14 protein-coding genes, 1 tRNA gene and 1 pseudogene are annotated in these 15,781 nt (G+C 34.5%); 3 read left to right on the top strand and 13 right to left on the bottom strand.

Annotated elements, in window-relative coordinates; genetic code table 11:
- Nucleotides 1-32 precede the first annotated feature (32 nt).
- The 3 genes from LB454_RS07295 to LB454_RS07285 form a co-directional block, all read right to left on the bottom strand.
- The gene (locus LB454_RS07295; protein WP_224463988.1) at nucleotides 33-1,130 is read right to left on the bottom strand and encodes a hypothetical protein; all 1,098 of its coding nucleotides are present in this window, start codon (nucleotides 1,128-1,130) and stop codon (nucleotides 33-35) included.
- A 2-nt stretch (nucleotides 1,131-1,132) separates the two neighbouring features.
- Entirely contained in the window at nucleotides 1,133-1,909 is a 777-nt protein-coding gene (locus LB454_RS07290; protein WP_224463987.1) for an RNA polymerase sigma factor, read from the bottom strand.
- 87 nt (nucleotides 1,910-1,996) lie between these two features.
- Nucleotides 1,997-2,176, bottom strand: a complete 180-nt coding sequence (locus tag LB454_RS07285) for a hypothetical protein (protein ID WP_019037760.1) — start codon at nucleotides 2,174-2,176, stop codon at nucleotides 1,997-1,999.
- A 110-nt stretch (nucleotides 2,177-2,286) separates the two neighbouring features.
- Between LB454_RS07285 and LB454_RS07280 the strand changes: the two genes are divergently transcribed.
- A complete protein-coding gene (locus LB454_RS07280) occupies nucleotides 2,287-2,691 on the top strand; it encodes a hypothetical protein (protein WP_224463986.1) in 405 nt (134 codons plus the stop codon).
- Nucleotides 2,692-2,897: 206 nt separating this feature from the next.
- Here the strand turns inward: LB454_RS07280 and LB454_RS07275 are convergent, their stop codons facing one another.
- The 4 genes from LB454_RS07275 to LB454_RS07260 all read right to left on the bottom strand — a co-directional run bounded on the left by LB454_RS07275 (nucleotide 2,898) and on the right by LB454_RS07260 (nucleotide 6,893).
- Complete coding sequence (locus tag LB454_RS07275; protein WP_224463985.1) at nucleotides 2,898-3,395, bottom strand: hypothetical protein; 498 nt, start codon at nucleotides 3,393-3,395, stop codon at nucleotides 2,898-2,900.
- 511 nt (nucleotides 3,396-3,906) lie between these two features.
- Complete coding sequence (locus tag LB454_RS07270; RefSeq protein WP_224463983.1) at nucleotides 3,907-4,458, bottom strand: hypothetical protein; 552 nt, start codon at nucleotides 4,456-4,458, stop codon at nucleotides 3,907-3,909.
- 5 nt (nucleotides 4,459-4,463) lie between these two features.
- Nucleotides 4,464-5,924, bottom strand: coding sequence for a potassium/proton antiporter (locus LB454_RS07265; RefSeq protein ID WP_224463982.1), 1,461 nt, complete (start codon nucleotides 5,922-5,924; stop codon nucleotides 4,464-4,466).
- A 393-nt stretch (nucleotides 5,925-6,317) separates the two neighbouring features.
- A complete protein-coding gene (locus LB454_RS07260; RefSeq protein ID WP_224463980.1) occupies nucleotides 6,318-6,893 on the bottom strand; it encodes a beta-class carbonic anhydrase in 576 nt (191 codons plus the stop codon).
- Nucleotides 6,894-8,364: 1,471 nt separating this feature from the next.
- Here LB454_RS07260 and LB454_RS07255 point away from each other — a divergent pair.
- Nucleotides 8,365-8,964, top strand: a complete 600-nt coding sequence (locus LB454_RS07255; protein WP_224463979.1) for a hypothetical protein — start codon at nucleotides 8,365-8,367, stop codon at nucleotides 8,962-8,964.
- Between the two features lie 83 nt (nucleotides 8,965-9,047).
- Here the strand turns inward: LB454_RS07255 and LB454_RS07250 are convergent, their stop codons facing one another.
- The 3 genes and pseudogenes from LB454_RS07250 to LB454_RS07245 all read right to left on the bottom strand — a co-directional run bounded on the left by LB454_RS07250 (nucleotide 9,048) and on the right by LB454_RS07245 (nucleotide 10,583).
- The gene (locus LB454_RS07250; protein ID WP_322962847.1) at nucleotides 9,048-9,938 is read right to left on the bottom strand and encodes a site-specific integrase; all 891 of its coding nucleotides are present in this window, start codon (nucleotides 9,936-9,938) and stop codon (nucleotides 9,048-9,050) included.
- 57 nt (nucleotides 9,939-9,995) lie between these two features.
- A pseudogene (locus LB454_RS14145) lies at nucleotides 9,996-10,259 on the bottom strand (Arm DNA-binding domain-containing protein); the annotation flags it as partial.
- 239 nt (nucleotides 10,260-10,498) lie between these two features.
- Nucleotides 10,499-10,583 (bottom strand) — tRNA-Ser (locus LB454_RS07245).
- Nucleotides 10,584-10,987: 404 nt separating this feature from the next.
- Between LB454_RS07245 and LB454_RS07240 the strand changes: the two genes are divergently transcribed.
- The gene (locus tag LB454_RS07240) at nucleotides 10,988-12,001 is read left to right on the top strand and encodes a M20/M25/M40 family metallo-hydrolase (protein WP_224463977.1); all 1,014 of its coding nucleotides are present in this window, start codon (nucleotides 10,988-10,990) and stop codon (nucleotides 11,999-12,001) included.
- A 59-nt stretch (nucleotides 12,002-12,060) separates the two neighbouring features.
- On the opposite strand, the gene LB454_RS07235 is transcribed toward LB454_RS07240, so the two are convergent.
- The 3 genes from LB454_RS07235 to LB454_RS07225 are packed head-to-tail and all read right to left on the bottom strand — an operon-like array spanning nucleotide 12,061 to nucleotide 15,669.
- A complete protein-coding gene (locus LB454_RS07235; protein WP_224463976.1) occupies nucleotides 12,061-12,678 on the bottom strand; it encodes an L-threonylcarbamoyladenylate synthase in 618 nt (205 codons plus the stop codon).
- 37 nt (nucleotides 12,679-12,715) lie between these two features.
- On the bottom strand, nucleotides 12,716-13,351 hold the full coding sequence (locus LB454_RS07230; protein ID WP_224463975.1) for a potassium channel family protein: 636 nt from the start codon (nucleotides 13,349-13,351) through the stop codon (nucleotides 12,716-12,718).
- The gene (locus LB454_RS07225; RefSeq protein WP_224463974.1) at nucleotides 13,351-15,669 is read right to left on the bottom strand and encodes an ATP-dependent helicase; all 2,319 of its coding nucleotides are present in this window, start codon (nucleotides 15,667-15,669) and stop codon (nucleotides 13,351-13,353) included. The genes LB454_RS07230 and LB454_RS07225 overlap by 1 nt, the downstream gene beginning before the upstream one ends.
- Nucleotides 15,670-15,781: the final 112 nt, after the last annotated feature.

Below are 15,781 nucleotides of genomic sequence, written 5' to 3'. Positions count from 1 at the left end.
TACGGGTGTACAAGCACCCTCATTTTAGATCCTCAATCTATGATTAATTCAATACCTGCCTTTTCAGCTTTGTATTTTATTTTGGTCATGAGGTCACAATAGCTCCAGTTTCTAAAGACAAAACTTTCCTCTTTGGCCAGGTTTACTTTTTCTTGTTGGTTTATGAGAATAAGTGTTCCTGCCTGATGCTTGATACAAAAGTCAATCAGCTTTCTGCTATACAGGTGTAGTTTTGAGTAGACATAATTGGTCTCTTTTTCTCTAAACTTCTTAGTTGCTTTTGTCTTGCGTTTTCTCCCTTTACCTGATTTGCAATAACTAGCTCCTTTCTGTGCCCGTTTTAGGGCGGCTTGTATCGCTAGCCTTCGATAAAGAAACTCTTCTCTGGAGCCAATTTGAAGCTTCGCATTAGTAGTTTTAACCACAATGGGGTATTCCAGAGACAGTGATGCTTCAGCTATGACATTGGGTTTAAGCTTGTATTTTTCTTTTTCTATTTCAAAAACAGCCAGCCAATAAGTTTTATCCGCTTTCATCTTAATGTGGGAGGTACAGAGTTTGATTTCTCCTTTAGCGACTCGTTCCAGTAATTTGCGTTTATCGGTAAAGTCTTTGCCTAAATAGGTCTTCACTGGGATTTGAAAGAGTCTGAAACAAAAGGCTTTCTTTTCGGGATCATAGATGAGTTTGCTCATACCCTCAGTAGTAAAGGGAAAAGCCATGTCCCTTCTAAAGTTCTGTAGTGAGCATTCGCCTTTCCAATAAGCTTCTCTATTCTTTTTAAATTTACTGTAGAGGCTTGCCTTTAGACAGGAAATGATATTAGTAGGCATTTCCCCTTTAAAGCGTTTGGAGGTCACCTGGTAGGTGGTGTTAATCCTGGAGGTATTAAAGATGCCGTACTCATCTTTCTTTTCATCGGCTAGCTTATACTTTATCTCATCGGATAAATAGAAAAAATCCTTGATCATCTCCTGAACATAGAGGTGGGACACCATAAGGTTGGCTACTCTATAGCAACGATTTTGCCACTGGTAAAGTTTACCTATGGCTTCTTTGCGTTCCTCATAGGTAGGCAAGTCGATTACCAGCTGGATCTTTCGGGTGAGTTTGATTGTATCTTTTCCCATGGCTATGCAGATTGTTGTTGATCGTGTTTTAATTGCATAAGCTTGTAGGCTGCCATAAATTCTAGGTGGACTTCCTTTTGGGTCAGGTTGAGTTCTTTAGCGATGGAAGCAAAGGAATACTGCTTTTCATTACGGAGCTTCAAGACTTTTTGCTGTTCTTCGGTCATTTGGCCCTGAACTTTTATAGTCATGGCTAGCTTTGGTTGGTGGTTACCTCCTGTATGGATGATGGTTTTGATGTCCTCAATGGCTTTTTTTATGTCATTGCTTGTTTGGGTGATGCTAGTTCCCATAGCCTGGGCTATCGCTTTATACTGAAAGCCATAAGTTAAGCAGAGTTCGATTAAGTGTTTTCTTTCGGGGCTAAGCAAAGGAAGGATACTTTTAATGCGGTTAAAGGTCTTTTGATCCTCTTCATGATCCTTAAGGTGCTCGTCGTCTTGCTCTGGATCGTGACCGTGCATATGGTCCTGATAGTTCTCGTATTTTTCTAAGCTATTGATCTTTCTATAGAAGTCATTTCTAGGGCGGCAATAATAGTAGATGCATTGTTTTTTCATGACATAACGCAGTAAAAAGAACATGTGTTCTGGGCGTTCGATAGTATCCCTTTTCTGCCATAAGGTGAGAAAGGTATCTTGAAGGATGCTTTCGATGACAAATTCATCATCTATGGTTTGTTTGCCTATCCAAAAGATACTCCGTTCATACCTGGCATAGATCAGTTCCATAGCCTGTGGATCACCTTGTTTTAGTAAATCGTAAATACGCTGTAACATAATAATGTGTTTTTAATTCTTACCCGTTATTAAATTGAAAAACTATATTTTTTTTTAGCAAGGGGAGATATTCAAGCGTTCTATTCCTTATTTATCTGAATTCAAAGCCTTCTCTACCTGCTCCACTTTTTTATAATATTCTGCTTTTAGTTCATCCGCATAAACAGGAGTTCTATCACCATTGAGACAATAGCGTATGTAACGTGGAGTTACCTCATATTTGCACGCGAGGGCTTTTACTACACCAGTGTTATAAATTTTCTTCATAAATTACGTAAGTTTGCCTGTTCATTGGTTTGTTCCAATTATCGGAACATGACCAAATATAGTTGATAATTTTCAACTATACTAATATTTTGAAGATAATTATCTTCCTTATGAGAAATATTTTACAAGTTTTTACTGATATTGCCCAAAAAGAAGGGATTAGTATTACCAGTTTGGAAAAGAAAATTGGTGCTAGCAAAGGTGTTTTATCCAGAGCAATAAGCAAAGGAACTGACATTCAAGCGAAATGGCTCTTTGCTTTGGTTGATAATTATCCCCAATATAGTGCTGAATGGATACTAACAGGTAATGGATCAATGCTACAAAAAGATTCCGCAGACTCAATTTTGAAAGAAACTGATCCAGAAGTTTTACGCGAAAAATTAGTTAATCTTCAAAGTCAATTGGATGCTTTTGAAACAGCAAATAACGCTTTAGTGGATGCCAATGATTCTTTAAAAGAAACGAAATCTATACTTCAGAAGCGTATTTCAGAGCTTGAGGGAAAGAAGTAAAAAGTTCTAATTAATGGTAGCTTATAGTTTGATGATATCCATTTAGACATATCTTTTTTAATAAAATATTTATGCCTGTGTGAATCAAAAAAACTTAATAGTAATTTTTTGGATTATATGTTCTTATAACTTCTCCCTATAGAAAAGACAACTTAGTATTAGATGAAAAAGAAAAAGCCCTATGTTTTTTTATAGGGCTTAAATTATTAACTCTTGTGTTTCAATCGGTCATTAATAATTATCGACCATTTTTCAATTAATTGAAGTTCACCATATAGTTGTACATTAATATCTGAATTGAAAAATTCCATTTTGATTTCTGACTTGTTAATTGAAGTAGGAATGAAGCTCAATTCAAGTCTGTCAATTTCTTTTTGATTTTCGTTTTTGTTATTTAAGCTTTTACCAGTATTAATTACATTACAACTTTGAATTTCATCAAGGTTAACAAACTCCTTTGTTTCATTGTTTTCAATTTGTCTGTAAAAAAATACAAAGTTTTGGGTTTTATCAATTCCAATTGCTAAGCTGCCAAGTATTTCGTATTGGTTTATTTGGCAATTATTTTGGGTAGCAATTTCTGAAAGTGATTGTAGCAATACAGACTCTCTTTTTTTTCTGCTCCTTCTTAACATTACAATCGGAAGAATACATATTGTAATAATAATAGCACCAATAATGATGCTCCCTAAATTTATTTCCATTTTTAAGTCTTTTAAATTCGTTTAATAATAATTGGGCAATGTGTATTACAAAGCCTTTTTAAATTCAGGTCATTCTATTTTAATAAGAACGACTACCTAATAATAAATTACCAAAAATAATGGGAAGGGAAGATAATGTCTGATTTTCGATGCTCTATCAGAAAATTTATTGAAAACCTCCTGTATCGAGAAAATTCTGATTCAAATAACTTTTCAATTGATTTTGTTATTGAAAAATGCTTGTCATATGAGTTTTTGAAATACGTTACAGGGAAATTATTAAAACTGTTGACCCAGTTTTCTGATTGTAAAGTGTGGCAAAAAAAGTCGATTGAAATTACGGCGAGATACTGTTCTTGATTAGTTTTCTGATGATTTTCATAGCCATAAATTACGGGCGGATTGGATACAGCAGTAGCCATAAAGCAATAGATTGCTGTTAAGATTACAACGCCTAAAATTCTGACACTATTTTTCACTTTACAAAAGTAGTTTTATAATCGGTTTAATTTTAAAGCTTACGCTTTGGGATTAAATGAAATAATTTGAAGTAAATAAAAATCCCCAATGCAACGAGTAAAAATCCTATTATATTGGTGATTGTTGTTAAAAAGCCAATAAAAAGCACCAACATTCCTGATATTAGCATACGCTCTGAATACCTTAACAACTCCATTGCTGACAGACTTTCGATATTTTTTGAGTATTTATAAAGTTCCTTGTCTATATGTATTTGGGCGATTACAATCCATATGATAGCTATTTTCAAAATAAGCAAACCAATTGAATTTATTATTGGATGATGAAATTTGTCAAGAGGTAAGAATAAAAAATATAAGCCAGGGAACAATGAATAAATAATTGCCATTAAACCGAAAACAGAAAAAATTAGCCAAAAATAATTACTGACTCTTTTTAACCGATTGTATTTTATAGCATTATTAACTTTAGATGTAGAGTTGGATATTTGAGTGATTTTTCTGAATTGTTTCCAAAAAAATAATAACCAAGTAGAAACAAGTATAAATACTATAATATAAATTTGTAAATTTTGGTCTGTCATCCTTTTTACATTTTAAGTGTTTTGTAAACTTCATCAAAAATGCTAGGTCTGTCAGCAAGAACAATAAGTGTGTCTTTTTCTTCAATTATTGTTGAACCATTTGGAGTTATATAGCTATCATCTCTTTTAATCATAGCTATAATTGCATTTTTTGGAAAGCTTAATTCTACTACTTTTCTATTTACTGCAAAACAGTCTGAAGTTATTAAAATTTCTTTCATTTCAGCTTTAGGATTTTCTGATAATAGTAAATCTGTTGCTGTTAATTTCTTTGCTTGCTCAGGTAATGCAACATTTAGCCACTTTGCAACGATAGAAAGCGTAGTTCCTTGAATTAATACGGATGAGACTGAGACAAAAAACACAATACTAAAAATCATATTTGCTTTATCAATACCCGCTAGAAGAGGGTAAGTCGCAAACACAATAGGGACAGCGCCACGTAAACCAACCCATGAGATGTAAAATCGTCTTCTTAATTTCATTTTAAAAAATATTAGACTAAGGAACACACCTAAAGGCCTTGCAATAACTATCAAGAATAACGAAATGAGTAGTCCAACCCCTATATATGGAATGACTTGGGAAGGAAAAACGAGTAAGCCTAAGGTGAGGAATAGGACAATTTGCATTAACCAAGCCAATCCATCAAACATTTTTAAAATGGTTTTTTTGTGTATTAGATTCTGATTGCCAAGGTAGACCGCACAAATATAAATGGCTAGAAACCCATTTCCCCCTAAGAAATCAGTAGCAGAAAATGTAATGAACATAAGAGCGATAACTAAAACAGGATAAAGTCCTTCAAAGTCAAGTTTTATTTTGTTAATTATTAATTTACTGAGCATTCCAAAGCCAAAACCTGCAATACCACCCAAAATCATTTGTTGAAAAAATAAAGGAATTATAGATGTAAAACTTTGGTCTTGGTTAAGTACTAATGTTAAAAATGCAATAGTCAGCACATATGCCATTGGATCATTACTTCCACTTTCCAACTCTAAAGTAGGTCTAAGATTATTTTTTAGAGCAAGGCTTTTTGAGCGTAAAATTGAGAATACAGCGGCAGCGTCAGTTGATGAGACAATAGAGCCTAGTAATAGGCTTTCGTAAATTGTGAAGTCAGTAACAAACCATACAAAACTACCAAGAGAAATTGCTGTCAATAATACACCAAATGTTGATAGAGCAATTCCTTCTCGAAGTATAGGTTTTACAGATGTCCAATTGGTATCAAGACCACCTGAAAACAATATAAAGTTGAGTGAAACAATTCCTATGAATTGAGCAAGCTTTGGGTCGTCAAAACGAATACCTATGACACCGTCAGAACCCGCCAGCATTCCAATTACTAAAAACAGTAACAAAGTTGGAACTCCAAACTTATAAGAAGTCTTACCTGCTATAATGCTTACAAGAAGTAATAGGGAACCAACTAATAGTATGTTTTCAATTGTTAAATTCATTCTATTTTTTTCACATTTATTGCTCCACAAATGTACTGCTTCTTAGTAAGAAAGTTAATAAAACTGTTTATTCGTTTTCTCCTTTTGTTTAAATCATTTTTGTCAACTTGTCGAATTTTGATTTAGAACTGAATCTTATATCGAAGTAGATTGATTTTTTCTTTTTTTCTACTTCTTTTAATGAGTTAATAACATTGGTATTTCTTGCATTATATAATCAGAACCTACAAACAGAAAACTTTTGATTGTGATTAAAAAGTTTATCAGGTGTAAATTAAAGTACTTAGTTTGATAGGGTTGGAAAAATATTTATTTAAACAAAAAGAGAGATTTCAACATCTGATGTTGTAGTCTCTCTTTTGACAATGACTTTTAAAACTTGTAATAACTCAACTAGTCGCTAGGTTTTTCTGCCTCACTAGCTAGTTTGACTTCGTTAAGCTTTCCTGTGCTGCAATCGAAAATATATCCATAAATGGCAATGTCATTGGGCACCATAGCATTGCCACGAATGCGTTGTACGTCCTCTACAACACTTTTTTCGTTATCGCTAATGGTGAGCCAGTTAATGAATCGTCCTTCGTTTGTTCCTTCTTTAGTATTGGTGTCATGCCATCCGTTTTCATCTACTCTTGCAGGTTTAAGGCTTTGAGATAGCAAATCACCCATAATTTCATTGGTGAAGGTTAGCATCCCACAATCTGTATGATGAATAACAAACCACTCACGTGTACCTAATAACTTGTATGATATTACGAGTGAACGAATAGCATCATCTGTTGCTCTTCCACCAGCATTACGAATAACGTGTGCATCCCCTTCAGCTAAACCAGCATATTTTGCTGGATCAAGACGAGCATCCATGCAAGTAAGGATAGAAAACTTTCTACCTGGAGGCATTGGAAGATTTGCTTTTTCACCAAAATTATTGGCGTATTCAGAGTTGGCAGTTAGTACTTCATTAACCACATTACTTTTTTCATTATTATTCATTATATTTTATTTTCTGGATTTGATTCTAAAGCTAAGGAACAATAGGGTTTGTCTCTAACCTATTGCTTGAAAATAAGTAATTATTTCTATTTGTTTATCAGATCATTTTTTACAATTCCTATTTAGATATTAAGAAAACTATCCATTTAAAACAGATTAAATTTTAAGGGGTGTTTGTTCTTTTCTTCCGTGCATAGCACAATGGGTCAAGTGGGTTTTGTCAAGGCTTTTAGGAAATAAATCAGGAGTGTCTGCGACGTGGAAAAACCAGCCTGACCAAAGGCAGGATGGTTTTCGAGGAAGTAGAAACCTTATTTGTGGACTAAAACTCGTATAGCCTTGACAAGTTCCATAAGCGCCTTAGCCATTCTTTTTAGACCACTTAAGAGCAGAGCGTACAGATAAGTTAAGCGAGGTGAATAAGAGGGATAAACATAGAATGGGTTATGCGCTACCTGTTTTTCGATGACCCGGAAAACAAAGAAGGCTTGATCCATTATCAACCCCTTAAAATGGGTCAGCCAGCGCTTGGATGTTTAGAGATGTTCAAGTGAGGCCAGAAGAAGTCCTCATCGAACATCTGGTTAAGAACATCAAAGCGCTGGTGTGAAGCGGACTTATCTGTTTTTTGTAATGAAATGAAGCGTCCCAACCAGTCCCCAGGTTTTGGGACGGTTAGGTTAGCGTCATGAAGGAAGCAAAACAACAGATAGGTCCAAGACCCTAAGTGAAGCTATTTCCCTGACATGGAGCTTTAGCGGAATACAAGGGAATGGGCTGAGCTTAACCTAAATTGATATGACTATCAAGTCTCTTCAGGAGCTATGCTTAGTTTTCTGCATTATTTTAAATTGTGTATCTAAAAAGGTGATAAGTTTTTTTAAAAAAATAATACTTATTTAAAATTATTATATGGATACAAAATAGGAAACGGAACAATAAGAAGTTTGTGGTCAAGTTTAAACAATATCTCAACTTGTATCATTTTGCTATGTTTTATAAAAAAAATTAATTTATGACTTAATATCCAATACTAAATAAAAAGAAGTAAGGTTAAAACTAAATTTCTATATAATTTGATTAAAATAATATACCAAATTATTGCAAATTGAACTATTAAAAATGAATTTTAATAGTTTTGTAAATAATTGATATACAGTTAACTATAAATAGTTAACTTCCTTTTGCTAAGCATATTTATTCTTAAATAATTTAATCTTAAGTTTTATTTTCAATTGAAAATTTATGGTCTCTTAAATACAATCAAGGCATTGAAAATGATAAAACTTTCTGTGTTTAGAGTTGTTCGATCAGTGATGCTAAGTAAAATATTTGAATCGATTAAAGCTCTAGTATAAACGCCATTTATGTCTGAAAATCTACTAAGATCCGTACACTGATAACTGTAATTATAGAAAGTCGATTTGAGGAAATATTTAAAAAACTAATGAGCAAGATTAATTATATACTTCATTTAAATGCTATACTAGAGCATTTTAATAATGACCACCGTATAAGACAAGGTCACATTGCTTTATACATGGCACTTTTTCAGAAATGGAACCGTTCGTTTTTTAAAAAGATGATCACGATAAACCGTAGTGAAATTATGGAAATGTCAAAATTTAAATCAAAGACCACTTATCATAATCATATCCGTGATCTTGATAAGTGGGGATATTTGGAATATTATCCATCTTATAGTCCTAGAAGGGGGTCAAGGATCAACATGTCCAAATCTGGTACAAGTACTGGACAAGTAATGAACCCTACCGTATCAAAAAATGACCAACAGTATCTTATAACCAGGCCAAAAAATGGTACATTCTTTAAAACAAATAATTTAAAACTAAAAAAACTGACAAAGCCAAAAAATGAACAGGCTGTCATTAATTTTTTTAATAAAAATAATTGGCCAAAAATAGAAGGAATTAAATTTTATGCTTTCTTAAAATCTAAAAACTTTCAAATTGAAGTCGATCCAAAAATCAAACATTGGAAAATGGCTGCAATTAAATTTTCAAAAAATAATTTTGAAAAAATTTAAAATTTTTCGTAGCTAGCCATTATTTGGCTTGGTGAATTTTACATAAAGTTTATATCGAATATTTATCAATATGTTGTAAAATATTATTTGAACTTCTCTCTTAGAATTTTCATATCCCTACTTACTTTCATATCTAAAATTTTAGCATAATGCTGGGTTGTTTTCAAATTTGTGTGTCCTAACATTTTACTCACTGACTCAATAGGCACGCCATTGGTTAGTGTAACTGTCGTAGCAAAGGTGTGTCTTGCCAAATGAAAAGTAAGATTCTTTGTTATGCCTGCTAGAGTAGCAATTTCTTTAATGTAAGCATTCATTTTTTGGTTACTCAAAACAGGTAAAACTAATCCCTTTTCTTTTAAGAGATCATTATCTTCATATTTTTCAATAATTTTTTTTGCAATAGGTAAAATAGGAATATTACTTCTTATATCAGTTTTTGATCTCTTTGTCTTTATCCATTCTTCAGTATCAGACTCTGAAATAATATCGTTTCGATTTAATTTTTTAACATCAGCATAAGCAAGGCCAGTAAAACAGCAAAAAATAAAAATATCCCTTACTTGATCAAGTCGTTCCATTTTTAAATCAAGCTCAATAATCTTCTGAATTTCTTCTTCATTCAGAAACTCACGATCCACAATTTTCAATTTTCCTTTCCAATTGAGGAAAGGGTCTTTGTCTATCCAGTCATTAGCATGAGCTATTCGAATGATTTTTTTAAAATTGGTGATATACTTGATCGCTGAGTTATGAGCGCACCTACGAGTTGATTTTAGATAATATTCTAATCCTGTGATGAATTTATGATCTACTTGCTGAACAGGAATATCATTTTTTTTGTATTTGGTTTTTATAAAGGCTTCTACATGCTTTTTACATGTGCGGTAACGCTCAGCTGTCCCCGCTGCAAAATCTTTTCCAATTAGACTATCAACTTGATCATTATGTTCTTGAAAAATCTCAAGTAGCATTTTCTGACTTTTGTTTTTTCCTTGAAGTAAGTTTCTAAGGTCTATAGCTGAATATGATTCGTTATTGCGTTCAAAATTTTGTTGAATGGTGTAAACTTTGTTCCTCAAAACATTCAGATGTTTATTAATTTCTTTAGCCTCAGGAGAATTACCAAGCACAAGTTGAGATTTTGAGTTCCATCTACTAACATCAACTTTTCGATGAATACTGAATTCAGAGCGTTTGCCTTCGAGAGTTATTCTTAGAAAAATACTAGCTTTTCCTAAGGAGTTAGTTTTACTTTTTTTAATAAAAAAGAGGAGTGAAAGAAATAGTGACATATTTTTTTAGTTAAAAGGTCCACCAATATACTAAATAATATTATCTCAAAAATAAGTTTAAGTGATTAATATACAGAGTTTTATGTTCTTCTGGTGGACCCTTTTTTAAATTTAAAAAGTCCACCGAATTTGCCCCTTTTATTATGCCTATAATTGATATTAAATAAAATGGGATTAAATGAAAAACCCTGTAAATCAACGATTTACAGGGTTTTTAGTGCCTTTTGTAGGTCTTCCAGCGGAGAAAGAGGGATTCGAACCCCCGGAGGTGTGACCCTCAACAGTTTTCAAGACTGCCGCATTCGACCACTCTGCCATTTCTCCAGAATCCATTTGCACGGATTTCTTTAGCGGTTGCAAATATACTAAGCTTTTTGGTTTCTCAAAATTATTGGTCTAAGTTTTTTTGAATTTATTTCTATTGAATTTTTTCGCTTTCGGTGTTTTTAGGATTTGTATCCAGATGTCAGGTCGAGCAGCTTGCCCACAACACTTTGGGTGGCAGTTGAGCCCAACCTTCGATATGAGCTGTACTTCCAACTTTCAAGTTTACTTAAAACCTTCAGTTGATGATGGATACAGACTGGATAATTAAGCCAACTTAATGCATTAAGCAATGCATCACCTGCAATGAAATACTGTTCTACACAAATTCAATAGAGATTTTTCAACTGGTTTGTATGAAAGTCAAAAGTTTTCCTGCTATTTTAGCAGCAAACAACAAACACATGAAAAAAATAATATTACCTCTGGTTTTGACCTTGGCTCTCGCTAGTTGCAAAACCCAAAAAAAAGACATTACAGAAGTTGATCCCATTCGCTTTGCGAAATCGATTACGTCTTCAGAATTGAGTGACTACCTTTATACATTCTCTTCGGACGAGTTTGAAGGTAGAGACACAGGCATGGAAGGCCAGAAAAAGGCAGCTCAATACTTAAAAGACTACTACAATAGTCTAAACATCCAGGGTGGATCCATGGAGGAGGAGCCATACTTCCAAACTATCGATTCTTCATACTTCAACGGTAGGTTTCCTTCCAGCGAGAATGTAATTTCTATCATCAAGGGAAGTGAGTTACCGGAAGAATATCTGGTCATTACGTCTCATTATGATCACGTAGGTATTGGTGAGGATGGAGCCATTTATAATGGCGCCGATGATGATGGTTCTGGAACTGTTGCGATTATGGAAATTGCAGAAGCCTTTCAAAAAGCGGTTTCTGAAGGCTACCGTCCAAAACGTTCTGTGGTTTTTCTTCATGTGACTGCTGAAGAAAAAGGACTTTTAGGCTCGAAATACTATTCTGAAAATCCTATTTATCCCCTGGAAAATACGGTGGCTAACTTGAATATTGATATGATTGGTCGTATAGATGATGCTCATAAAGATAAACCTAACTATGTTTACTTAATTGGTAGTGATAAATTGAGCACCGATTTACATGAGATTTCTGAAGCTGCCAATTCAAATTATGTGAATCTAGATCTGGACTATACTTACAACGATGAGAATGATCCTAATCGCTTTTACTATAGAAGTGATCATTATAATTTCGCGAAGTTTGATATTCCTATTATTTTTTACTTCAACGGGGTTCATGAAGATTATCACAAACCTACCGACACTCCAGATAAAATCGAATATGATTTGTTAGAAAAACGTGCTAAACTGGTATTTTTTACAGCCTGGGAAGTCGCCAATCGTGACGAAAGACCTTTTGTAGATAAGCCTACAAAATAATTTTGATTTTTACTGAATGAAAAAACGGCAACTCATTTAAGTTGCCGTTTTTGTTTTTATTAAATATCTGCAGAGCCTTTGCCTTGTCTTATGAGTTCTGGTTCTGCCTGCGTAAGGTCAATGACAGTGGAAGCTGTATTGTCTCCATAGCCTGCATCTATAACGATGTCTACAAGTTTGTCCCATTTCTCCAGGATAAGTTCTGGATCGGTAGTGTATTCTACGACATCGTCATCATCTTTGATGGAAGTAGAAATGATTGGATTGCCAAGATGTTCCACCAGCATTTGGGCAATCTTGTTGTCCGGAACTCTTATCCCCACAGTTTTCTTCTTCTTGAAAACAGTGGGTAGATTATTATTTCCTGGAAGAATAAAAGTATAAGGCCCGGGTAAATTTCTTTTTAAAATTTTGAAAGTTGCAGAATCAAGCTGAGCAACATACTCAGAAAGATTACTAAGGTCCTGGCAAACAAAGGAGAAATTAGCTTTTTCTAGTTTCACTCCTTTTATACGTGCAATTTTTTCTAAAGCTTTAGTATTGTTAATATCACAGCCTAGTCCATAAACGGTGTCTGTGGGATAAATAACCAAGCCTCCGTCCTTTAAAACTTTTGCAATGCGTTTGATTTCTTTTTCTGAAGGATTTTCTTCGTAAAGTCTGATAAGTTCTGCCATAAGTTCACGTTTTAAGAAACCCTAATTTACAAAATATTCATTCACCAATGGATGATTTTCTTTTGATTGTATTTACCCTGTCATTGATGTAGGAAACGATGGCTCCAAAAATCGCAATGCCATTTAATATTAGCACACTTGCTACGAGTCGCCCCATATTTGTAACAGGATAGTGGTCTCCGTAACCAACAGTAGTAATTGTAATATAACTCCACCATAAGGCGTCTTCCGCAGTTTTTATATTTCCTACATCTTTTTCAATATATAAAACTACAGAGGAGCTCAATATCAAAATAACCGTAGAGGTGAAGACAATAAGTCCATACAAACTGGCTTTTTTATTTGAAATAATAAAATTATACAGAATATTAAATGATTTTACGATTCTCAATATTCTAACAATCCTTAACACGCGTATATATCTAAACTGATCTACAACAGGGATGGAAGAAAGTAAATCCAGCCAGCCATAAGTATAGAAGTACCTCCAGCGTTTCTTTCTCTTGTAGAGTTGAACAAAAAAATCATAAAGAAATACCATACATAGGCCAAAATCATAATAATGAATTAATCTATTTAATTCCGAATCTTGGTCAATAAAGAAAGTCAAACTCAGCAGTGCAATACTGAATAGTGATAGCAAAGCAACAATAAGTTTGGTGACAGATAGCATTAGGAGATTATTTTAAGTTTGGCAAATTTAAGGATAAGGTTTTTGACGCCTCCATTTTCAAACTTAATGGCTGCTTTTTTATCCATACCTGCACCTTCTACTTTCAAAACTTCTCCTTTTCCAAAACGGGTATGTTCTACAATTTGTCCTTCATCCAGTTGGATAGGTTTGGCTTTTTTTGCGGGAAGTTCGTCTCCTTCTGGCTTCACTTTCCTGAGTCGCCTTAATTGCTGTTCGGTAGGTTTATGACTAGGCGGAGGAGTTCCATTCGTAGGTTTGGTTTGCCTCAATTTACTCTTATCAACTTCATCAAAAATGTCTTTGTCGATTAAAGATTTGTATCTATAATCATCTTTTGGGATCATGTAATCCAAATACTGATCATCGATTTCTTCAATGAATCGGCTGGGCTCTGCATCGATTAACTTTCCCCAGCGGTATCTGGAAAGAACGTAAGTGAGGTAGGCTTCTTTTTCTGCTCTGGTTAAAGCCACGTAAAACAAACGGCGTTCTTCCTCCAGCTCAGATCTGGTGTTCATGCTCATGGCAGAAGGAAAAAGGTCTTCTTCAAGTCCTACGATATACACGTAAGGAAATTCAAGTCCTTTGGCCAGGTGAATCGTCATAAGTGCTACACGGTCTTCGTCCGCAGTTTCTTTATCAAGATCTGTTGCCAGGGCCACATCTTCCATAAATTCTGAAAGTGAACCCGTTGCTTCAACTAGTTCTTTTTGGCCTTCCACAAAATCACTGATACCATTTAAGAGTTCCTCGATATTTTCAATTCTTGCAATACCTTCTGGAGTACCGTCTTTCTTGAATTCCTGAAGTAAGCCTGTTTTTTTGGAAACAATTTCTGTGATTTCTAAGGCGTTCAAATTTTCATTTTGAATTTGAAAACTCTTAATCATATTCACAAAATTGGTCAGTTTGGTCTGAGTTCCTCTATTGATTTTGAGATCCAGCTTTTCAATATTTTCGATAATTTCAAAAATAGTGCGCTTGTAGTGATTGGCGGCTAGTGTTAATTTATCGATGGTGGTCTGACCAATTCCACGAGATGGATAATTGATGACGCGTTTTAAAGATTCTTCGTCTTTTGGATTAATAATGAGTCGCAAGTAGGCGAGAACATCTTTTATTTCTTTACGTTGATAAAAGGATAGTCCTCCATAAATCCTATACGGAATATCTTTTCTACGCAACGCATCTTCTATCGCCCTACTTTGGGCATTGGTTCTATACAAGACTGCAAAATCTCCATTTTTGGCACCTTCCTGCATGCGCTTTTCTGTAACCGAACTGGCCACAAATCGACCTTCTTCGGCGTCATTCACCAATCGGTTAACATGAATCTTGGAGCCATCTGTATTCTGAGTCCAAACCACTTTATCCAGTTTGGTTTTATTTTTTTCAATGATAGAGTTGGCCGCTTCCACAATATTTTTAGTGGATCTATAATTCTGTTCCAATCGGTACGATTTCACATCATCATAGTCCTTTTGAAAATTCAAAATATTATTGATGTTTGCTCCGCGAAAGGCATAAATACTCTGGGCATCATCTCCAACCACACAGATGTTTTGAAATCTATCGCTCAAAGCCCTTACGATCAAATATTGGGAATGGTTGGTATCCTGGTACTCATCGACTAAGATGTATTTAAATTTCTGCTGATATTTGGCCAGTACATCTGGAAAACGCGTAAGAAGCTCATTGGTTCTTAAAAGTAAATCGTCAAAATCCATCGCACCAGACTTAAAACATCGGTCCACGTATTCCTGATAGATTTCGCCCATTCGCGGACGTTTGGCCATCGCATCTGCTTCCTGCAATTCTGGATTTTGCTGATAGGCTTTTACAGTGATTAAACTGTTTTTGAAAGAAGAAATTCGGGATTGAATCTGCTTGTATTTATAAATGTCCTTATCCAGATTTTTTTCTTTGATGATGGTTCTGATGAGCTGCTGCGAGTCATTAGAGTCATAAATCGTAAAATTGGAAGGATATCCCAGCTTATCGCCTTCAAACCTCAATATCTTGGCAAAAACAGAGTGAAAAGTCCCCATCCATAAGTTTTTAGCTTCAGGACCTACAATTTCAGAAATCCTGTGTTTCATCTCCCTTGCAGCCTTATTGGTGAAGGTAAGGGCCAAAATATTGAAGGAATCTACACCTTCGCTCATCAGGTAAGCAATTCTATAAGTGAGTACTCTCGTTTTTCCAGATCCAGCGCCGGCAATCACAATCATAGGGCCGTCTTTCTGTAGAACGGCTTCACGCTGAGCTTCATTCAGTTGTTCAATATAATTCTGCAAGAGTTGATAGGTTTTAGATTATTACAGTCAATTCAAAATTAGTGAATTTGAAAGCATTCTTTGTCTTATCCTTAGTAAATTTAATCCTATAAATCTTTTAGTTCACCATAAT

The sequence above is a fragment of the Psychroflexus montanilacus genome, from assembly GCF_020164535.1.
Classification (GTDB): Bacteria; Bacteroidota; Bacteroidia; order Flavobacteriales; family Flavobacteriaceae; genus Psychroflexus; species Psychroflexus montanilacus.
The sequence above is the reverse complement of the archived record's forward strand: the minus strand, read 5'-3'. Positions and strand labels throughout refer to the sequence as shown.

Coding starts and splice junctions, on each gene's coding strand:
- LB454_RS07280 (WP_224463986.1), top strand. CDS start 2,287: ATGAGAAATATTTTACAAGTTTTTACTGATATTGCCCAAAAAGAAGGG.
- LB454_RS07295 (WP_224463988.1), bottom strand. CDS start 1,130: ATGGGAAAAGATACAATCAAACTCACCCGAAAGATCCAGCTGGTAATC.
- LB454_RS07240 (WP_224463977.1), top strand. CDS start 10,988: ATGAAAAAAATAATATTACCTCTGGTTTTGACCTTGGCTCTCGCTAGT.
- LB454_RS07230 (WP_224463975.1), bottom strand. CDS start 13,351: ATGCTATCTGTCACCAAACTTATTGTTGCTTTGCTATCACTATTCAGT.
- LB454_RS07285 (WP_019037760.1), bottom strand. CDS start 2,176: ATGAAGAAAATTTATAACACTGGTGTAGTAAAAGCCCTCGCGTGCAAA.
- LB454_RS07235 (WP_224463976.1), bottom strand. CDS start 12,678: ATGGCAGAACTTATCAGACTTTACGAAGAAAATCCTTCAGAAAAAGAA.
- LB454_RS07255 (WP_224463979.1), top strand. CDS start 8,365: ATGAGCAAGATTAATTATATACTTCATTTAAATGCTATACTAGAGCAT.
- LB454_RS07250 (WP_322962847.1), bottom strand. CDS start 9,938: ATGCTACTTGAGATTTTTCAAGAACATAATGATCAAGTTGATAGTCTA.
- LB454_RS07290 (WP_224463987.1), bottom strand. CDS start 1,909: ATGTTACAGCGTATTTACGATTTACTAAAACAAGGTGATCCACAGGCT.
- LB454_RS07270 (WP_224463983.1), bottom strand. CDS start 4,458: ATGACAGACCAAAATTTACAAATTTATATTATAGTATTTATACTTGTT.
- LB454_RS07275 (WP_224463985.1), bottom strand. CDS start 3,395: ATGGAAATAAATTTAGGGAGCATCATTATTGGTGCTATTATTATTACA.
- LB454_RS07265 (WP_224463982.1), bottom strand. CDS start 5,924: ATGAATTTAACAATTGAAAACATACTATTAGTTGGTTCCCTATTACTT.